Source organism: Thermoflexibacter ruber, from assembly GCF_900113045.1.
Lineage (GTDB): Bacteria > Bacteroidota > Bacteroidia > Cytophagales > Thermoflexibacteraceae > Thermoflexibacter > Thermoflexibacter ruber.
On record NZ_FONY01000022.1, the window covers coordinates 1 to 16,919 of the forward strand.

Consider the following 16,919-nt stretch of genomic DNA (forward strand, 5'->3'; position numbering starts at 1 on the left):
TAGTAATATTTGAAACATTTCATGCCTGATATATGATAATAAATCACAATTGCCATGATTTCTGAACAAGACATTTTTTCTTGTGGTACAACTTGTCCTTGACTTAATTGATACTGTTCAAATTTTTTAGCAAAGTCATCACAAGTAATGTAAATTTCTATTAGTTTTGTTGTGTTCAATATTAAGTACATAGTATTCTTTGATTAGTGTAATTTTCAAATATACTATATTTATTAATATTGAACATTTTTTATCATAAAAAATTGACTTTTAAGCAATTACCTCAATAACTCACGTTATTTTAAGGGTTTTCCCCGCTACTTTCAAAGATTTTGGCTAAATTATTTTCCTACGAGCAGAAATTAGGACTTCAAATGCTTTCTTGTTCAAATTGATTTTCCTAATTGCTTGGTTTTTCCTAATTATCTTGTATTTTAGCAAGTAACTTAACAAGCTGCTTACATACAACTAATTGATTATGAAGATAAAAATTATAGGTTTAAACTTATTACTTGCTTTTGGCTTACTTTGGGGGTGCAGTTTGCCTCAGCAAGAATATGACCTCATTATTCGCAATGGAATGGTTTACGATGGCAGTGGGAAGTCTGCTGTAAAGACAGACATTGGAATCAATGCAGACACCATTGCTTTCATAGGTGATTTGAGCCAATTCAAAGGCAAGAAAGAAATAGATGCCAAGGGATTGGCAGTAGCACCGGGTTTTATCAATATGCTTAGCTGGGCTACGGAGTCTTTGCTCATAGACGGTAATTCGCAAAGCGATATAAGACAAGGCGTTACTTTAGAAGTTTTTGGAGAGGGGACTTCTATGGGACCGCTGAGTGAGAAAATGAAGGAAGAGTATAGAAAAGAAGGGGGAGATTTCAAATACGAAAACCAATGGACTACCTTAGGAGAATATCTTACATTTTTGGAAAAAAAAGGAGTTGCTTGTAATGTGGCTTCTTTCATGGGAGCTACTACTGCAAGAATCCATGTTTTGGGCTACCAAGACCGAAAACCCACTGAGGAGGAACTCAAAAAAATGCAAGACTTAGTACGTCAAGCTATGGAAGAAGGAGCATTAGGGGTAGGTTCTTCTTTGATTTATGCACCTGCCTTTTATGCTAAAACTGATGAGTTGATAGCACTTTGCAAGGTAGCTGCGGAGTATGATGGCTTGTATATTTCTCACTTGCGTAGCGAAGGGAATAGTTTTGAAAAAGCTGTTGATGAACTCTTGACTATCGCCAAAGAAGCGGGAATCAGGGCAGAAATTTATCACTTAAAGGCAGCGGGCAAAGAAAATTGGCATAAGATAGATAAGGTGATTGCAAAAATAGACTCGGCACGCAAAGCTGGTTTAGAAATCAGTACAGACATGTACACCTATATTGCTGGGGCGACAGGTTTAGATGCTGCTATGCCGCCTTGGGTACAAGAGGGAGGTTACGAAAAATGGGCAGAACGCTTGCAGAAGCCTGAAATTCGCAAAAAAGTAATCCAAGAGATGAAGACCCCTACTAACCAATGGGAAAACTTGTACCTCGGAGCGGGTTCTCCTGAGAACGTATTGCTAATAGGTTTTAAAAATGACTCCTTGAAGTATTTGACAGGGAAAACTTTAGCAGAAGTGGCTAAAATCCGAGGAAAATCTCCAGAGGAAACCGCCATAGATTTGGTAGTACAGGACGGCAGTAGAGTAGGGACGGCTTATTTTATGATGTCAGAGGAAAACGTAAGAAAGCAGATTGCTTTACCTTACATGAGTTTTGGTTCTGATGCAGAGAGTTTAGCCCCCGAAGGTAGCTTTTTGAAGTATAACCCGCACCCAAGGGCTTATGGGAATGTAGCAAGGCTCTTAGGGAAATATGTAAGAGAGGAAAAAATTATCCCTTTGGAGGAGGCTATTAGAAAATTGACTTCACTTTCCGCTGAAAAACTAAGAATCAAGAAAAGAGCTTTGCTTAAAGAAGGCTATTTTGCTGATATTGTGATATTTGATGCAGATAAGATTCAAGACCACGCTACCTTTGAGAAACCTCACCGATACGCTACAGGCATGGTTCATGTTTTTGTAAATGGCGTACAAGTACTCAAAGATGGCGAGCATACGGGAGCAAAACCGGGCAGATTTGTCAAGCGAGAAAAGTAATTTATCCTATTTGTACTACTTTTTCATTGACAATGGCAAAAATAGTATCTCCTTGTCTTGCTGTAATATTTGCCATGCCTGTAAACTGTCCAAAGGCAGGAAGGAAGCCTTGTTTTTTACCAAAATAAAAGCAAGGTAGTCGCAGAGATTGCTTCCCTTTGCCGTTCAGCGTAACAGCGGGGTGCAAGTGTCCACAAAGGTTGTATAGACTTCCGTCTAAATCATTTATATTTAAGGGAATATGAGAAAAGATAAAAGGCGATTTTTCCCAAGTTGTGGGAAAAACTTTGATGCGCTGACTTTCAAATAAATGGATAGGAATAATATCGTGATTTCCTTTGATGAGGTTGATTTCCAAGTTTTTATGACTCTCACACCACTCCTCAAATAGTAGCCATTCATTGTTTAGCTTGCTATGAAACAAATCTCCTAAAATAGTTAAACTATGCGGGCAGTATTGTTGAATAAGCGAACTAAGTATATGTAAATCAGTATGATGTATTTTTGTAGGGACAGGAATTCCTGCTTGGCGAAAATGTCCTACTTTTCCTAAGTGAATATCAGCGACTAAAAGCATTTTCTCCTCTGCCCACCAAATAGCTTTTTCTGCTAATAAGATTAGCCTTTGTTGCTTTACCGTATATTCCATGTAATTTGTTGTCGTTTTGATTATAAATTGGAAAGCGAAAGATGCTCTTAGGAAGTATCTTTCGCTTTAACGTTTGTTCTACAGAAATTAGACTTCTTGCAAAAGTGTTTTTTTCGCCTCACTTCTGCCCCCTCTCTTTCTGAGAGGGGAAATAGGTACTTTCGCAAGAATTCTATTGTTGAAATTAATCAAATGTAAAGAGGCAATCTCTATGGAGAAACTAAGTTAGCTCTTACAGAAGCAGTCGCCCCCAAAGGTGCGTAAATTGTCCCTGCAGTTGGGAAAGGATAGTTGATAGTCATGGTAGTACTTGTCAAGTTGCTGATGTCTGCTGCTACATTTCCTGGGTTCAAAATAATGCGGTCAGTACGAGAACCATCAAAAGCCCAAGTGCCAGAGGGTGCGATACCTGCTAAATCTACCCCTTCTACCTTATAAGTACCACTTTTCTCGAGAGTCATGCGAAGTCTGGTAAAGTCTGGTCTTGCGGCAGGAGGCACTTGTGCCAAAAGTGTAGCGATAGGAAGCCCATTGATAGTAATAGAAGCGGGGTCGACTCTCCAAGTGCGAGAAATATTATCTCTGGCAGTATCTTGGGGACTTGCTCCTTCTTTTTTACATCCTTGTATGATGATTAGGCTTGCAAGCATTAGCAATAATAGTTTTAAACCGTTGTTTTTCATTTTTTTGAGTAGTTAAATTAAAAAGATATAATATGATTACTTTTTTTATTAATCAACAATAATAGTAAAAGTATAGATATTTTGCAAGATTTATATGATTTATAATCTTACGCCCACTACCAAAATATCATCTAATTGATTTTCTCTCCCATCTTCTATCCATTTTTCTATGGTATATTGTAAAGTCAATTTCTGCTGCCTCATGTCTTCTTGATGTACTTGAAAAAGTAAGTCCCGCATTTTTGCACTGGAAAACTTTTTGCTATCTTTCCCACCAAACTGGTCTTGGTAGCCATCAGAGAATAGATAAAAGGTAGTAGGTACATCAATAGGGATAGTATGCTTTGTAAAAAGGCGATTGATTTCTCTCTGTTCGCCTCCTATGGGCATTTTATCCCCTTTAATTAGTTGTAACTCATTATTTTGTATGTAAGCAATAGGGTTTTTGGCGCCTGCATAAGTAAGAGTTTTTGCCTCTTGGTCTATAGTTACTATGGCTACGTCCATGCCATCTCTGCCTTGGTTCTCGTCTTGTTTGAGGTATTGTCGGATATAAAGGTGTAAGGCATTAAGAATCTCGTTGGGTTCTATAATATGCTTTTGGAATACGATTTCTGAAATCCCTGCACTGCCCAGCATGCTCATAAAAGCACCCGGTACACCATGCCCCGTGCAGTCTGCTACCACTAAAATAATTTTATTTTCTGCTTTTTCTATCCAGTAAAAATCTCCTGAAACAATATCTCGCGGCTTGTAAAGCACAAAGCTATGAGGCAATTTGCTTTGAAAAGTCGCTGTGCTTGGCAGTACTGCTTCCTGAATACGGCTTGCATAAGTAATGGAATCCTTTATATCCTGATTATTTTTTTCTAATTTCTTATTTGCCTGCTCCAGAGCATCTCGCTGTGCAACTACCTCCTCCTGACTTTGTTGTAACTCTTCATTTTGCACGTTAATTTCCTCTTGCTTTTCTTTTAAACTAATATTGGCTCTTTCTATTTCTTGGTTTTTCTCAGAAAGTTGGTTGTTTAGCTTTTTAGTAATTCTTAAACCCCTGTAAACGAAGAATAAAATGCCTAATACTAAGATAATTACCCCTATTCCTAAATAGCGAATATATTTTTCCTGCTCAAACTTCTCTATTTGAAGTTTTTGCTGCGCTCTCGCCATGAGCAAGTCCCTACTTTTAGCGTTGCTTTCTATCTGCTTTTGGCGTGCTATCAGTCTTTGCTGCTCGGCTTCTTGGGCTTGGGCTTCGGCTAACAGCCTTTGGCGTTCTGTTTCCGCTTTTTGCTTAGTAAGTTCTAAGAGTTGCTCTATGCGTTGCTTTTCCGCTTCTTGGGCTTTGAGCCTAACAGCTTGGAGTTCCTGATTCCTTCTGAGCAAAACTAATTCATTTTCACGGAGCTTGAGTTCTTGCTCTTGTTTTTGACGCTCCAATTCTGACTGCCTCAGGGCGGCTTCTTGGCGGTCTTTCTCTGCAATGAGGCTTTTCAACTCGCTTTCTTTTCGCTCCACCGCAATTTCCTTTTCCAACGCCTCTTGGATAGCTTGCTGCTTTTGTTTTTCTAATCTCGCCTTGAGTTCTTGGTATTTGGATTGGTAGCTTTGGGCTTCTTTGTAGTTTTCCTCACTTTGGTAAATTTGGGATAAAATCTGGTAAGCAGTAAGTAGGTTGTCATAGTCTTTGTTTTCTTCTGCAATGGACAAAGACTTGGAGGCGTAAGTAATAGCTAAACCATTCTCATCGCTGAGGTAATGGGACATAGCACCGTAGTTATAAGCCGCCGCCTGCGATTGCATATCTCTGTGATTATCTGCTACTTTTATGGCTTCTTCAAAGTAATAATTAGCTTTTTTGTAGTCTTTTAGCTGTAGATAGGTAACTCCTGCATTTATTTGTAGAAAAGCATCTATTTGATTGGTCGACTTTTTTTCTTTAAGCATAGTTTTGTTCACTTCTATCGCCTTGCTAAAACTTTCCACTGATTTTTGCGAGCTGCCTTGCCTGCGATAAATGATTCCAAGATTGTTATATACTTGATTTAAGCCCGCTAAGTCATTTCTTTTTTCATAGATTTTTAGCAGTTCGGCATTATAAATCAATGCTTTATCATAAAGATTTTCATATTGGCAGTATTCAGAGTTTTCATTCAAAAGCCCAATGACCTCCTCTTCGCGAGCATGAGTGCGGTAGTATTCCAATAATTCTTCATTGATGTGGATAGCCTCTTTGTATGCTTTCAAAGAAACATGGCTTTGCACAATCTTACGTTTTTTAGCTAAGACCTCATCAGCAGTTCCTTTATAGGTTTCTAAAGATTTTTCATAGTATTCTACTGCCTTTTTGTATGCTCCTTGTTGTTGGTATTCATTAGCGATTTGATACATGAGTTCGCTTCGCTTGGGTAAGTCTTTTTCGGTGTCTAACTTATTTAGTAACACTTCTATAGCCTGCCCATGCGTAATATGAACAAGCAAAAAAAGCAAACCAAAGAGTAAAAGCGATATATAATAATATTTTTTCATCGGATAAAAATCAAGTCATAAGTGATAGCCTAATTGCTAAATTCATACATTAGTCGTAGTAAAAATTCTCTGCTTTGTGCGGGCAGTTCTATCTCGCTACTGAAATCTATTTTCCAAGGCACGTACCAATGTGCTTGGTTTAATAAATTGTATCCACCTACACTCAAAGTCAGGTTTTTCACAAGAAAATTTTTGAAGTTTATATTAAAATTAATCAACGTTTCGGGGGCATATTCTTTAGAGTCTGTGGGGTTAAATAAGATAGAAGCAATTTTGAATTTATTGGTAGTATAAAGAATAGTAGGACTTAAAGAAATCATAGGGCTTACCTGAAAACTTGCCTGCAAAGTTGCTTTTTGAGCGGGAGTTCCAGAGAAAACTTGGCTTACCAAAGGTAATTTTTGGTTGGGTTGAGTTTCAGAAACCCTATAAAAAGCATAGCCAAAATTGATATATCCCCACTTTTTGCGATAGCGAGCCTCTACCTCTATGCCTTGCGTACCTGAGTTGCCGATATTTTTGTACTGTACGTCGCCTGTAATAATATCTTCGCGCACTATAAAATCCTTGATGAGGATATTGTAAATGTTAGCATTGAGTTGCAAATCATTGAAAAGTTTGTAACCTACTTCAAATTCTATCAGTTGAAACCTCTCAGGCTGAATAGACTGATTAACTGCAAATTGTATATTCTGAATGGTAGGAGTTTTAAAAGCCTCGTTGTAAAGAGCCTTAAAATGAACTTTCTCAAATGCCTTCGTAATCGCCAAACGAGGCACGATAACGGGCTTAATGTTAGTGTATTTATCTACTCTTGCCCCTACGGTAAGGTTAGCAAACTTGGATTGGATATTTGCCTCTGCAAAAGCCCCCAAATTCGAGTAGCTTACGCGCCGTCTTCCGTCACCGAAAACTCTATCTGCCTGATACTTAGAATCGTCTAAAAAAGTTTCTATTCCACCTATGAGGGTTACTTTGGGTAAAAACTGATATAACAGATAAGAACGGGCTGCCAAACGCCTGTCTTCTGTGTTAGACTTTTCTAACACAAAAAGTTTCCCTCCTCCTGCGGTAATAGGTCTATCAGGAATATCTGTAAAATTGTAGGGGTTTTGTTGTTTTACATTTACGTTGGTATGCAAAACCATTTTATCGGAAATATCTATCCTATAATTAAGTGTACTCCAAAGTCCCTTAATATTTAGCTTGGCATCTCCCAAATGAGGAAGGCGATTATCATAATTATTGTATAAAATATTGATAGATAGCTTCTTATAGCTAAAATTGAAATTAATCATATCAGAAGTAATAGCAGAAAAACGTTGGTTGTCCACAAAATTATTTTGCAACCCTCCTACGTAGTTTACATCAGTCATTTTTCCATTATTTCTACCTGCGATTAAGCTAAACTCTATGCCATTATTGTATTTTTGCAAAGCCCAAAATTCCAAATTATCTCGCATCAAGCCATTTTGTGTTACGCCAATCTGAGCCGAAGCCCCTAATACTTGCCCTGCTTTTACTTTCTTAGTGATAATATTTATTACAGCCAGCCCTGCCATGCCTCCATATATCGCCGAGCCTGCGCCGCGTATGATTTCTATGCGGTCAATCGTTTGAAGTGGAATACGCTGTCCTATATAGCTGTAGCCAAAGCTAATATCATTGAGGTTTTGTCCGTCTATTTGTAAGAGAATTTTTGCCTCGCTACCACCGTTTCCCCTGACCATAATTGCGGGCTGTACATCAAAAGCAATATCAAAACCAGGAACTAAGCGCAAGACATCTAAAATATCTTTTGCTCCCATTGCTCGTATCTCTTCGCCTGTAATTAAAGTAACAATACTTGGCGATTCTCTGAGCGTAGTCTGAGTAAAGCCTGCTACAGATACGCTGGGTTCTGATTTATTGAGTCGAGGGAGATTAGTTGTTTCTTCTATATTGGATTTATAAAAATTTAAAACTTTGGTAGTATCTAATTGAGCAAATGTATTGATAGGTTGCAAAAGAAGGCAAACTAAAAAGATAATATAGGATTTCTTCTTTTCGGGTAGATGAAAAGCAATATTATACAAATGTAAGTTTATGATTGAAAATACTGATTTCATCAATTTTATAAAATTGTTTTAATGTTTTAATTATTGCACGTTTAGCTCTATTTTTGCTTGTAATAAATAAGTTAAGGAGGGATTAACTTTGACTTAGCAATTAAGTTATTTTTTTTTACTATATAGCAAAAACTATTCAAAATATTCTTATGAATAAAAAAAATATTACTTATTTTATTTCTATTTGTTTTTTAGGCTTGCTTTCCTGCAATACGCCTAAAGACCCAGCTCCTCCAATACCCATATTCAATGCGGGGGACTTGGTAGGCAAGTGGAAATTAGTAGCAGGGTCGGCAGATATAGGAGGAGGGGCTATCGTCATTACTGATATTTTTGACAGAACTAACTTTCTCTTAGCTGTAGATACTACGGGTTTTTGTTCGCAAAATGCTATCTTAGATTTGCAAGCTGATAGCCAATTTGCAGAAACAAGTAACTGCTATCAAAGCATTGCAAACAAGACGTGGACAGGGGTCTATACTTTTAGGCAGGAAGCGGCAACTTTTGTACTTACCTACAATGCAGAAGCTAAAATTACTCCTCGTGCTTATCGCATTACAGAGTTGAGTGCTAAGGAAATGAAAGTGAATTATAGCGACACTCGGCAAGGAATCGTCTTTCTAAGTAAGCTCACTTATCAAAGATAGTAATCAGATTACAAAACTTTTAAAATATTTACTATCAAATTATACGCATAATCGCTAAATTTATAAGTATTTTTACTTTATTGAGAGTAGATTATTACATGAACGTAGTAAAGCATATCATAAAAAAGCGAACATTTTTGCAAAGTTTAATGTAGATAAAATCAATTCCATCTAAAATTATTCTAAATCTTAAAAATGCCTTATGCGTAACCCCTATTTGCTATTGTTTTTGTTGCTAATTTTGTCTTTTCATGCTTCTGCTCAAATCGTATCATGTGATACCTTGCAGAAAAAATCTATTGCCAAAATCGCTCGTGAATATACCTACGCCAAAACATTTCCTATGACTAAGAAAACAGGAGAACCCGCTACGGCTGCTTTGGTAATGAGCGAAGGCTCTACCTATTGCGTTAAGTTTACTGTAAGCGGAGGTGATAAAAGCATTACCGATGAGGGTATTATTTTAAATTTAATAAACAACGGAAACGTAGTTGCATCATCTTATAATAAAGTAACCTTGCGTTACCAAGATGGCTTTACTATTAAATGTGAGAAAACGGGAATGTATTATTTTAATTTTGAACTTCGCAATAAAGAAAGAAAACAACCCTTGTGTGGCTACATTTCAATAGGATTTAAAAGAAATAATTAATTTTTAAACAGGTATATGGATAATATATCAGTTATTACACGAAAGTTTGTATCACATTTTCATTCGCAACCTGTCGTAGTTCGCTCTCCTGCAAGGATTAATCTCATTGGAGAGCATACAGATTACAATTTGGGCTATGTGCTTCCTGCCGCCATAGATAAGGAAATTATTTTTGCCGTTGCCCCTAACCACGTAGGGAAGTACCGATTTTTTGCCCATGACATAGATAAATACGTAGAAATCTCCCCTGAGCAGATTAGTCAGCAAAAAGGGCAGTTTGCATGGGCAAATTACCTTTTAGGCGTAGTTCTTCAAATCCAAGCACTTGGCTATGAAGTGCCTACCTTTGATTGTGCTTTTGGTGGAGATATTCCCAAAGGAGCAGGTTTATCCTCCTCTGCCGCTTTGGAGTGTGGTTTGGCATTGGCTCTCAATCAAATTTTTGGATTTGAATTGGACAAACTAAGTTTAGTAAAACTCTCCCAAAAAGCTGAAAATGAATTTGTTGGAGTAAAGTGTGGTATCATGGACCAGTTTGCCAATACCTTTGGGAAAGAGAATCATGTAATACGTTTGGATTGCAAAGACTTGACTTACCAATATTTCCCTTTACAACTTACAGATTATCAACTTTTACTTTTAGATACGGGTGTGCATCACTCTCTGGCTTCTTCTGAGTATAATACTCGGCGTAAACAATGCGAAGAAGGGGTGAGTATCCTAAGCTACTACGAGCCTCACATACAAAGCCTTAGAGATGTAAACTTTTCAATATTGGACAAGTATAGCGATAAATTGCCCTTTACACTATGGAAAAGGTGTAAGTTCGTGATAGAAGAAAACGAAAGAGTACAAGATGTTTGTAACGCCTTGCAAAACAATGACATACTGCAAGTAGGTAAAAAAATGTTTGAATCGCACTATGGATTGCAGTACGAGTACGAAGTAAGCTGTATCGAATTAGATTTTTTAGCAGAGTTTTCCGCAAACGATTCCAATATCATAGGTGCGCGTATGATGGGCGGTGGCTTTGGGGGTTGCACGATTAACTTAGTAAGAAAGCAAGGTGTAGAAGCATTTTCAGCGAAAATAAAAGAGGCATATTTTTCTTACACAAGTAAAGAATTAAAAGTATATGCTGTAAATGTAGTGAATGGCACAAGTGTTGTTAGCTGACGAGTTTTTCCTAATTTGCCAAAGCCTTTGCTACTGCAAGTAAGAAAGCGGCAGGTATGCGGTCTTTGAAATCGGGATTGATATGTTCAAAACGAATAATACCGTTTTTATCTACAGCAAATACTGCAGGCACAGGAAGCAACGGCTCTGTGTTCTTCCCACCAGACTTTTCTATTAACATTTTACCATAAGTACTTTTAAAAGCAATGCCCATATTTTTAGCTAATCGCATATCAGCATCAGAAAATAATGGCAAAGATAAATTTTGCTTTTCTATGGTGTTTTTCAAGCTCTCAGGGCTATCAGGACTTACGGCAACTATCTGCCAACCCAATTCAAGCAGTTCTTTTTCTATGGTCTGAATACTTGCTAAGTGTTTGATACAGAAAGGGCACCAGCCTCCACGATAAAAAATCAAGATAGTTGCTTGCTTGCTAATGGTGCTTTGTAAATCAACAGTTTGTCCACTTGCATCTGTCAAGTACTTAGTGGGTATTTTTTCCCCAACTAACAACGGGCTAATATCCTCTGGCTTTTCAGGAATAGTATCGCTTGTTGGAATAAAGGCAAAAGAAGTAAGCAGGGCTAAGAGTAATACAATTTTTCTCATAAGAATTTAGATTTTTCAACAAAGTTTGAAAAAAATACCCTTACCCAATGTCTTTTAGCGGACAATAGAACATGAATAAAAAAACAAAAAAAGAACGGCGGAAAATCCATCGTCCTTTTTCAAAAAGCATACATACACATTAAAAATTTAAAAGTTTATTGCCTTTTTTTGAAAAGGTAAACAAGGGGAATGAAGTTTTTTGAATAAATCGCTTTATTTATCTATATTTGATTGGATAAATAATGATGAAAATGAAAAAAATATTCCTTTCGTTTATAGGTCTTCTATTGATTGTAGTACTTGCTTTATTTAACTTTTCAGAGGTGCGTAATTATGCCAATGCTACATTTGGCTTAGATTTCTCGCCTATCAATGCCATTTTTCCTTCATCTCAAGAGATAGACTTCAACGCCGACATTCGCCCAATTTTTAATACCAAGTGCATCGCCTGTCATGGAGGAGTCAAGGAAAGTGGCGGTTTTAGTCTTTTTTCTCGTGAAGATGCTTTGCGGAAAACCAAATCGGGCAAGTCTGCTATTATCGTAGGAAAACCCGATGAGAGTGAAATGGTCAAACGCTTGCTTGCTAAAGACCCAGAGGAGCGTATGCCCTATCATGCAGAACCTTTGAGCAAAGAGGAAGTAGAAAAAATACGACAATGGATTAGACAAGGGGCAAAATGGAAAGACCATTGGGCATATCTTCCCTTAGAAAAACCAGAAATTCCAAAAATAGATACTGCTTGGGGAAAAAATCCTATTGATAATTTTGTTTTTGAAAAGCAGAAAGAGCATGGTCTTTCTCCTTCTCCGCCAGCAGATAGGGCTACTCTCATTCGTCGCTTGAGTTTAGATTTAATTGGCTTACCACCTACCTTAGAAGAAGTTGCTGATTTTCAAAATGATAAATCAGAAAAAGCGCATGAAAAAGTAGTAGATAGGCTGCTTGCTTCGCCTCATTTTGGAGAGCGTTGGGCGGCAATGTGGCTCGATTTAGCTCGTTATGCCGACTCTAAAGGTTATGAGAAAGATACCCCGCGCCAAATTTGGCGTTTTAGAGATTATGTAATCCAATCTTTTAACGAGGACAAACCTTTTGACCAGTTTACCATAGAGCAATTAGCAGGGGATTTATTACCTGAACCCACTGAAAATCAACTTATAGCAACGGCTTATCACCGCAACACAACCAACAATGATGAGGGTGGGACTGATGATGAGGAGTTTAGAACAACCGCTTTGATAGATAGAGTGAGCAACACTTGGGAAGTCTGGCAGGGCATTACTATGGGCTGCGTGCAGTGTCATTCGCACCCCTACGACCCTTTCCGACATGAAGAATTTTATACTTCTTTGGCTTTTTTTAATAATACCAGAGATGAGGATATTCCCGCAGAGTATCCTATTTATCAGCATTTTAAGCCAGAAGAAGAAGCAAAGATTTTAAAAATCAAAAATTGGATTGCTACTCAACTGACAGAAAGCGAAGCCAAGCAAAAAAGCAAAGAAATAGATTACTTGCTCAGAATAGGCGAGCCAAAAATCCATGCCCATAGCTTTGATACCCTAACCAATGCAGCAATGGTGGACGGAAAAATTTTAGGAGGTGGGCATTTGGGCTTTGCACGCCTCAAAAATATCGATTTATCAGGTAAAAAAGAACTTCTCTTGGCTTGTGGAACCAATCAAGATAAAGGTTTAGTAGAAATCCGCAAAGACCGATTAGACGGAGAAGTTGTCGCTTCTTTCGTTCCTGAAAATACCAAAAGTTGGTGGTCAATGAAAAAGTTTGCCGTCAAACTCAAACCTACCGAAGGCAAGCATGACCTTTATTTCGTATTTAAAAATCCTACTTTTGAAAATCCACAAGATTATGTTTGCTTGATAGAATGGGTTTTATTCCTTGATAATCTGATAGATGAGAGCAAGCCAGATGCCTCAAAAATAAAACAAGAGATTTTGGCTTTGCTCAATACCAAAAGTGAAAACACACCTATCATGCAGGAAAATCAGGGCGATTTCAGGCGAAAAACACAAGTTTTTATTAGAGGTAATTGGTTGGTCAAAGGACAGGAAGTGCAGCCCAAAACGCCCAAAGCGTTGCCCAAGTTTGAAAACTACGCACCTAATCGATTAGGCTTGGCAAAGTGGCTCGTAAGCCAGGAAAATCCACTGACCGCCAGAGTGATGGTCAATCGTTTTTGGGAACAGATTTTTGGGACGGGCATCGTAGAAACTTTGGAAGACTTTGGCTCGCAAGGTATTAAGCCTACTAATCAAAAACTTTTGGATTGGTTGGCGGTGCAGTTTCGCGACGAGTATAAATGGAGTGTAAAAAAACTCTTGAAAACTATCGTGCTATCGGCTACCTATCAACAAAGTTCCAAATCAAACAAAAATTTGATAGAAAAAGACCCTGACAATCGCTATTTGGCAAGGGGGGCAAGAGTACGCCTTTCTGCTGAGCAGATACGCGACCAAGCCTTAGCGGTAAGTGGGCTTTTGAGCAAAAAAATGTATGGACAAAGCGTCATGCCTCCACAACCTGAGGGGGTTTGGCAGGTAGTTTATAGTGGAGAAAAATGGGAAACAAGCAAAGACGGAGATGCTTGGCGTAGAGGAATTTATACCTTCTGGAGGCGGTCAGTACCTTACCCCTCTATGATGACTTTTGATGCTTCGGCAAGAGAGGTGTGTGTATCAAGGCGAATCAGGACAAATACACCTTTGCAAGCCTTAGTAACCCTCAACGATACGGTATATATCGCTGCGGCAAGAGGTTTAGCAAAGCAAATGCTCCAAGAGCAAGGTCTTGAAAATCAACTAAAAAAGGGATATGAACTCTTAGTTTTCAAAAAACCTACTGCACAGACTTTGAAAGTTTTGCATGAGCTTTATGAAAAATCCTTGAAATATTATCAGGCAAAACCTGATGAGGTAAAGAAAATAGTGGGCAAAGATGCAAAGCCGTCAGGTCTTAAAAACCTGACAGCTTTAGCCGCAACGACTGTAACCGCTAACGTCTTGCTGAACTTAGATGAAGTAATAATGAAGGAATAAAAGAGAAATCACAGATTTTAAGTGGTTAATTAATAGACAGATACACTAAATAATTTGCTAACTTGATGTAGTTTTCCATGATGAGAGGGGCAGGTCTGAGTTTTTCCAATTGATGCTGATGCTGGTCTAAAAGTTTGAAAAACTGTGGGTTATTGTTGTATTTAGCAATAATAGCCCCTTTAAAACATCTATGTATTTGGTTATAAACATATTTCAAGGGCTGGTAGGGCTTATCATTAAAAAGGCAGTCTAAATGCTTGATGTGCGAGTTGTGTTCTAAGAAATCAAATCCCCTACCTTTCATAAAATCTTTGATGGCTTGCACAGTAAAAAACACATCTTCTTGATTAGCAATTTTATAGCGTAAGTATTTAGTATCACTTAGCTTTCCTATGGAAATAATAAGCGTATTGGCATGTTTGCGGTACTCAGGCGTAACATCTAAGAACTGCTGGGCTAAATTTTCTACGGTATCTATGCGTACCCCTATGTTTACTTCTACCCAAAGTTCTGATTCGTAGCGTGTAGAAGTAAGTATAATATTTTGAAAGCCTGTTTCCGTAGGTTTGCGGAACTGGTAAAGTTCAGGCATCAAGTGAAAATTTCTTTTGGATAAAAATTGATTCAGATGCTCATACAAACTGGTTTCTAATTCTGTTAAAGTCATGGCATCGTTCCCTTTATGTTCCATTGTTTATTAGCTTATGCTGAGGTAGTATCCTTTATCAATACAAAAGTATCAATATCTTTCAATCAAAAAATGAGATAATCAATTTTAATGTGAATTTATTATTATATCAAAACGTTAATCTAAGAACTATGTTTACACTGTGATAGAAAAATTATTTGTTTTAACTTTGTAGCTAATAAAAAATAACTCATTCATGGCACAGCAGGAAACCGCAAGCGGTAATATTTTTGATAGTAAAATTCTTAAAAGGATTTTCGTTTTTGTCAAGCCCTACATTCATCTTTTCTACCTTTTAGTTTTTCTCATTATTTTTCAAGGTGTTATTACGCCTGTTCGTCCTTGGCTTACTCAACTCACTATGGACGACTATGTGGCGGCTGGAGATAAAGACGGCTTAGTAATGATGGTCGGCATACTTATAGCTGTAACTGCTATCCAAGCCCTTATCCAATTTGTTCAGGTATATCTTTCTGAATGGATTGGGCAGCACGTCATCAGAGATATTCGAATTAAGCTCTACCAGCATCTTACTACCATGAAAACCCAATTTTATGACAAAACGCCTATTGGGAGATTGGTTACAAGAAATATCTCTGACGTAGAAACGCTATCAAGTGTTTTTACTGAGGGGCTTGCCTCGATTGTAGGAGATTTACTCCAACTTGTATTTATCTTGGGCATCATGCTCTACACTGATTGGAAACTTACTTTGGTGAGCCTTTCTTCTATCCCGCTTTTATTTGTGGCTACTTATATTTTCAAGGAAAAGGTCAAACATTCTTTCAATCAAGTACGTGCCGCAGTAGCGAACCTGAACTCTTTTGTACAGGAGCATATTACAGGAATGAATATTGTGCAAATATTTAACAGTGAGGATATTGAATACGAAAAGTTCAAGAAAATCAATAAAGAACACCTCCGCGCCAATCTCAAATCTGTGCTGTATTACTCTGTATATTTTCCTGTAGCAGAGGTAATTGCGGCTATCACTACGGGTATGTTGGTTTGGTATGGGGGCAAGGGCGTACTCCAAGAATATACCACTCTGGGTACATTGATAGCTTTTATCATGTATATCTCTCTGTTTTTCAGACCTATACGTATGATAGCTGACCGATTCAATACCTTGCAAATGGGCATAGTGAGTGCAGACCGAATTTTAAAACTATTGGATAGCAAAGACCAGATTCAGAATACAGGCACTTATCAACCTGAGCATCTCAACGGTCATGTGAAATTTAAAAATGTTTGGTTTGCTTACGAAGAGGAGAATTATGTGTTAAAAGATATTTCTTTTGAGGTAAAAAAAGGACAAAACTTAGCTTTGGTAGGAGCAACAGGTTCTGGTAAGTCCTCTATTATCAATCTACTCAGTCGTTTTTATGAAATCAATAAAGGACATATAGAAATAGACGGTATAGATATTAGAGAGTATGAACTTTCGGCACTTAGGTCAAAAATTGGGGTAGTCTTGCAAGATGTTTTTCTTTTTTCTGATACTATTATGAACAATATCACTTTGGGAAGGAAGGACATCAGCCGAGAAAAAGTCATACAAGTAGCCGAGTGGGTAGGGGCAAGGGAGTTTATAGATAGATTACCTAACGGCTTTGACTACAACGTCATGGAAAGAGGGGCTACGCTTTCCGTAGGGCAAAGACAGTTGATTTCCTTCGTAAGGGCTATGGTATTTGACCCTGCTATTATTGTTTTGGACGAGGCAACTTCTTCCGTAGATTCTGAAACAGAGGAGCTTATACAAAATGCCATAGAAAAAATGATGAAAGGACGTACCTCTATCGTAATAGCTCATCGCTTGGCAACTATTCAAAAAGCAGACAAAATCATTGTCTTGGACAAGGGCGAAATCAAAGAAGTAGGCACTCACGAAGAACTATTGGAACACGAAGGATTTTATGCCCAACTTTATCAAATGCAGTACAAAGAGTTGTTAGTTTGA

12 protein-coding genes and 1 pseudogene are annotated in these 16,919 nt (G+C 37.8%); 6 read left to right on the forward strand and 7 right to left on the reverse strand.

Going from position 1 to position 16,919, the window contains the following annotated elements; translation table 11 throughout:
• Positions 1 to 191, reverse strand: a pseudogene (locus BM141_RS22960) (IS982 family transposase); the annotation flags it as partial.
• Positions 192 to 478: 287 nt separating this feature from the next.
• Here BM141_RS22960 and BM141_RS12720 point away from each other — a divergent pair.
• A complete protein-coding gene (locus BM141_RS12720) occupies positions 479 to 2,155 on the forward strand; it encodes an N-acyl-D-amino-acid deacylase family protein (RefSeq protein ID WP_091545977.1) in 1,677 nt (558 codons plus the stop codon).
• Between the two features lies 1 nt (position 2,156).
• Here the strand turns inward: BM141_RS12720 and pdeM are convergent, their stop codons facing one another.
• The 4 genes from pdeM to BM141_RS12740 all read right to left on the reverse strand — a co-directional run bounded on the left by pdeM (position 2,157) and on the right by BM141_RS12740 (position 8,124).
• Positions 2,157 to 2,804 (reverse strand): ligase-associated DNA damage response endonuclease PdeM, encoded by a 648-nt coding sequence (pdeM, locus tag BM141_RS12725; protein WP_091545980.1) that lies wholly within the window; start codon positions 2,802 to 2,804, stop codon positions 2,157 to 2,159.
• Between the two features lie 209 nt (positions 2,805 to 3,013).
• Positions 3,014 to 3,487, reverse strand: a complete 474-nt coding sequence (locus BM141_RS12730; RefSeq protein ID WP_091545983.1) for a hypothetical protein — start codon at positions 3,485 to 3,487, stop codon at positions 3,014 to 3,016.
• Positions 3,488 to 3,586: 99 nt separating this feature from the next.
• Positions 3,587 to 6,016, reverse strand: coding sequence for a tetratricopeptide repeat protein (locus BM141_RS12735; protein WP_091545986.1), 2,430 nt, complete (start codon positions 6,014 to 6,016; stop codon positions 3,587 to 3,589).
• 29 nt (positions 6,017 to 6,045) lie between these two features.
• Positions 6,046 to 8,124, reverse strand: coding sequence for a TonB-dependent receptor plug domain-containing protein (locus tag BM141_RS12740; RefSeq protein WP_091545990.1), 2,079 nt, complete (start codon positions 8,122 to 8,124; stop codon positions 6,046 to 6,048).
• Positions 8,125 to 8,273: 149 nt separating this feature from the next.
• Between BM141_RS12740 and BM141_RS12745 the strand changes: the two genes are divergently transcribed.
• From BM141_RS12745 to galK, 3 genes are all read left to right on the forward strand, one after another.
• Entirely contained in the window at positions 8,274 to 8,771 is a 498-nt protein-coding gene (locus BM141_RS12745; RefSeq protein ID WP_091545993.1) for a hypothetical protein, read from the forward strand.
• A gap of 202 nt (positions 8,772 to 8,973) precedes the next feature.
• A complete protein-coding gene (locus BM141_RS12750) occupies positions 8,974 to 9,423 on the forward strand; it encodes a hypothetical protein (protein WP_143090917.1) in 450 nt (149 codons plus the stop codon).
• Between the two features lie 15 nt (positions 9,424 to 9,438).
• Positions 9,439 to 10,599, forward strand: a complete 1,161-nt coding sequence (gene galK / locus BM141_RS12755) for a galactokinase (protein WP_091546000.1) — start codon at positions 9,439 to 9,441, stop codon at positions 10,597 to 10,599.
• A 10-nt stretch (positions 10,600 to 10,609) separates the two neighbouring features.
• On the opposite strand, the gene BM141_RS12760 is transcribed toward galK, so the two are convergent.
• Positions 10,610 to 11,209: a peroxiredoxin-like family protein gene (locus tag BM141_RS12760; RefSeq protein WP_091546003.1), complete on the reverse strand. Its 600-nt coding sequence runs from the start codon at positions 11,207 to 11,209 to the stop codon at positions 10,610 to 10,612.
• 251 nt (positions 11,210 to 11,460) lie between these two features.
• On the opposite strand from BM141_RS12760, the gene BM141_RS12765 reads away from it, so the two are divergent.
• Positions 11,461 to 14,268 carry a DUF1553 domain-containing protein gene (locus BM141_RS12765; RefSeq protein WP_091546181.1) on the forward strand — a complete coding sequence of 936 codons (2,808 nt, stop codon included), beginning with the start codon at positions 11,461 to 11,463 and terminating at the stop codon, positions 14,266 to 14,268.
• Between the two features lie 25 nt (positions 14,269 to 14,293).
• Here BM141_RS12765 and BM141_RS12770 read toward each other — a convergent pair whose 3' ends face one another.
• Positions 14,294 to 14,959: a hypothetical protein gene (locus tag BM141_RS12770; protein WP_091546006.1), complete on the reverse strand. Its 666-nt coding sequence runs from the start codon at positions 14,957 to 14,959 to the stop codon at positions 14,294 to 14,296.
• 193 nt (positions 14,960 to 15,152) lie between these two features.
• Between BM141_RS12770 and BM141_RS12775 the strand changes: the two genes are divergently transcribed.
• Positions 15,153 to 16,919, forward strand: coding sequence for an ABC transporter ATP-binding protein (locus BM141_RS12775; RefSeq protein ID WP_091546009.1), 1,767 nt, complete (start codon positions 15,153 to 15,155; stop codon positions 16,917 to 16,919).

What these genes read in the sequence shown, in the direction of transcription:
- pdeM (WP_091545980.1), bottom strand. Translation starts at nt 2,804, where the DNA reads ATGGAATATACGGTAAAGCAACAAAGGCTAATCTTATTAGCAGAAAAA.
- BM141_RS12720 (WP_091545977.1), top strand. Translation starts at nt 479, where the DNA reads ATGAAGATAAAAATTATAGGTTTAAACTTATTACTTGCTTTTGGCTTA.
- BM141_RS12735 (WP_091545986.1), bottom strand. Translation starts at nt 6,016, where the DNA reads ATGAAAAAATATTATTATATATCGCTTTTACTCTTTGGTTTGCTTTTT.
- BM141_RS12775 (WP_091546009.1), top strand. Translation starts at nt 15,153, where the DNA reads ATGGCACAGCAGGAAACCGCAAGCGGTAATATTTTTGATAGTAAAATT.
- BM141_RS12730 (WP_091545983.1), bottom strand. Translation starts at nt 3,487, where the DNA reads ATGAAAAACAACGGTTTAAAACTATTATTGCTAATGCTTGCAAGCCTA.
- BM141_RS12760 (WP_091546003.1), bottom strand. Translation starts at nt 11,209, where the DNA reads ATGAGAAAAATTGTATTACTCTTAGCCCTGCTTACTTCTTTTGCCTTT.
- BM141_RS12765 (WP_091546181.1), top strand. Translation starts at nt 11,461, where the DNA reads ATGAAAAAAATATTCCTTTCGTTTATAGGTCTTCTATTGATTGTAGTA.
- BM141_RS12770 (WP_091546006.1), bottom strand. Translation starts at nt 14,959, where the DNA reads ATGGAACATAAAGGGAACGATGCCATGACTTTAACAGAATTAGAAACC.
- galK (WP_091546000.1), top strand. Translation starts at nt 9,439, where the DNA reads ATGGATAATATATCAGTTATTACACGAAAGTTTGTATCACATTTTCAT.
- BM141_RS12740 (WP_091545990.1), bottom strand. Translation starts at nt 8,124, where the DNA reads ATGAAATCAGTATTTTCAATCATAAACTTACATTTGTATAATATTGCT.
- BM141_RS12750 (WP_143090917.1), top strand. Translation starts at nt 8,974, where the DNA reads ATGCGTAACCCCTATTTGCTATTGTTTTTGTTGCTAATTTTGTCTTTT.
- BM141_RS12745 (WP_091545993.1), top strand. Translation starts at nt 8,274, where the DNA reads ATGAATAAAAAAAATATTACTTATTTTATTTCTATTTGTTTTTTAGGC.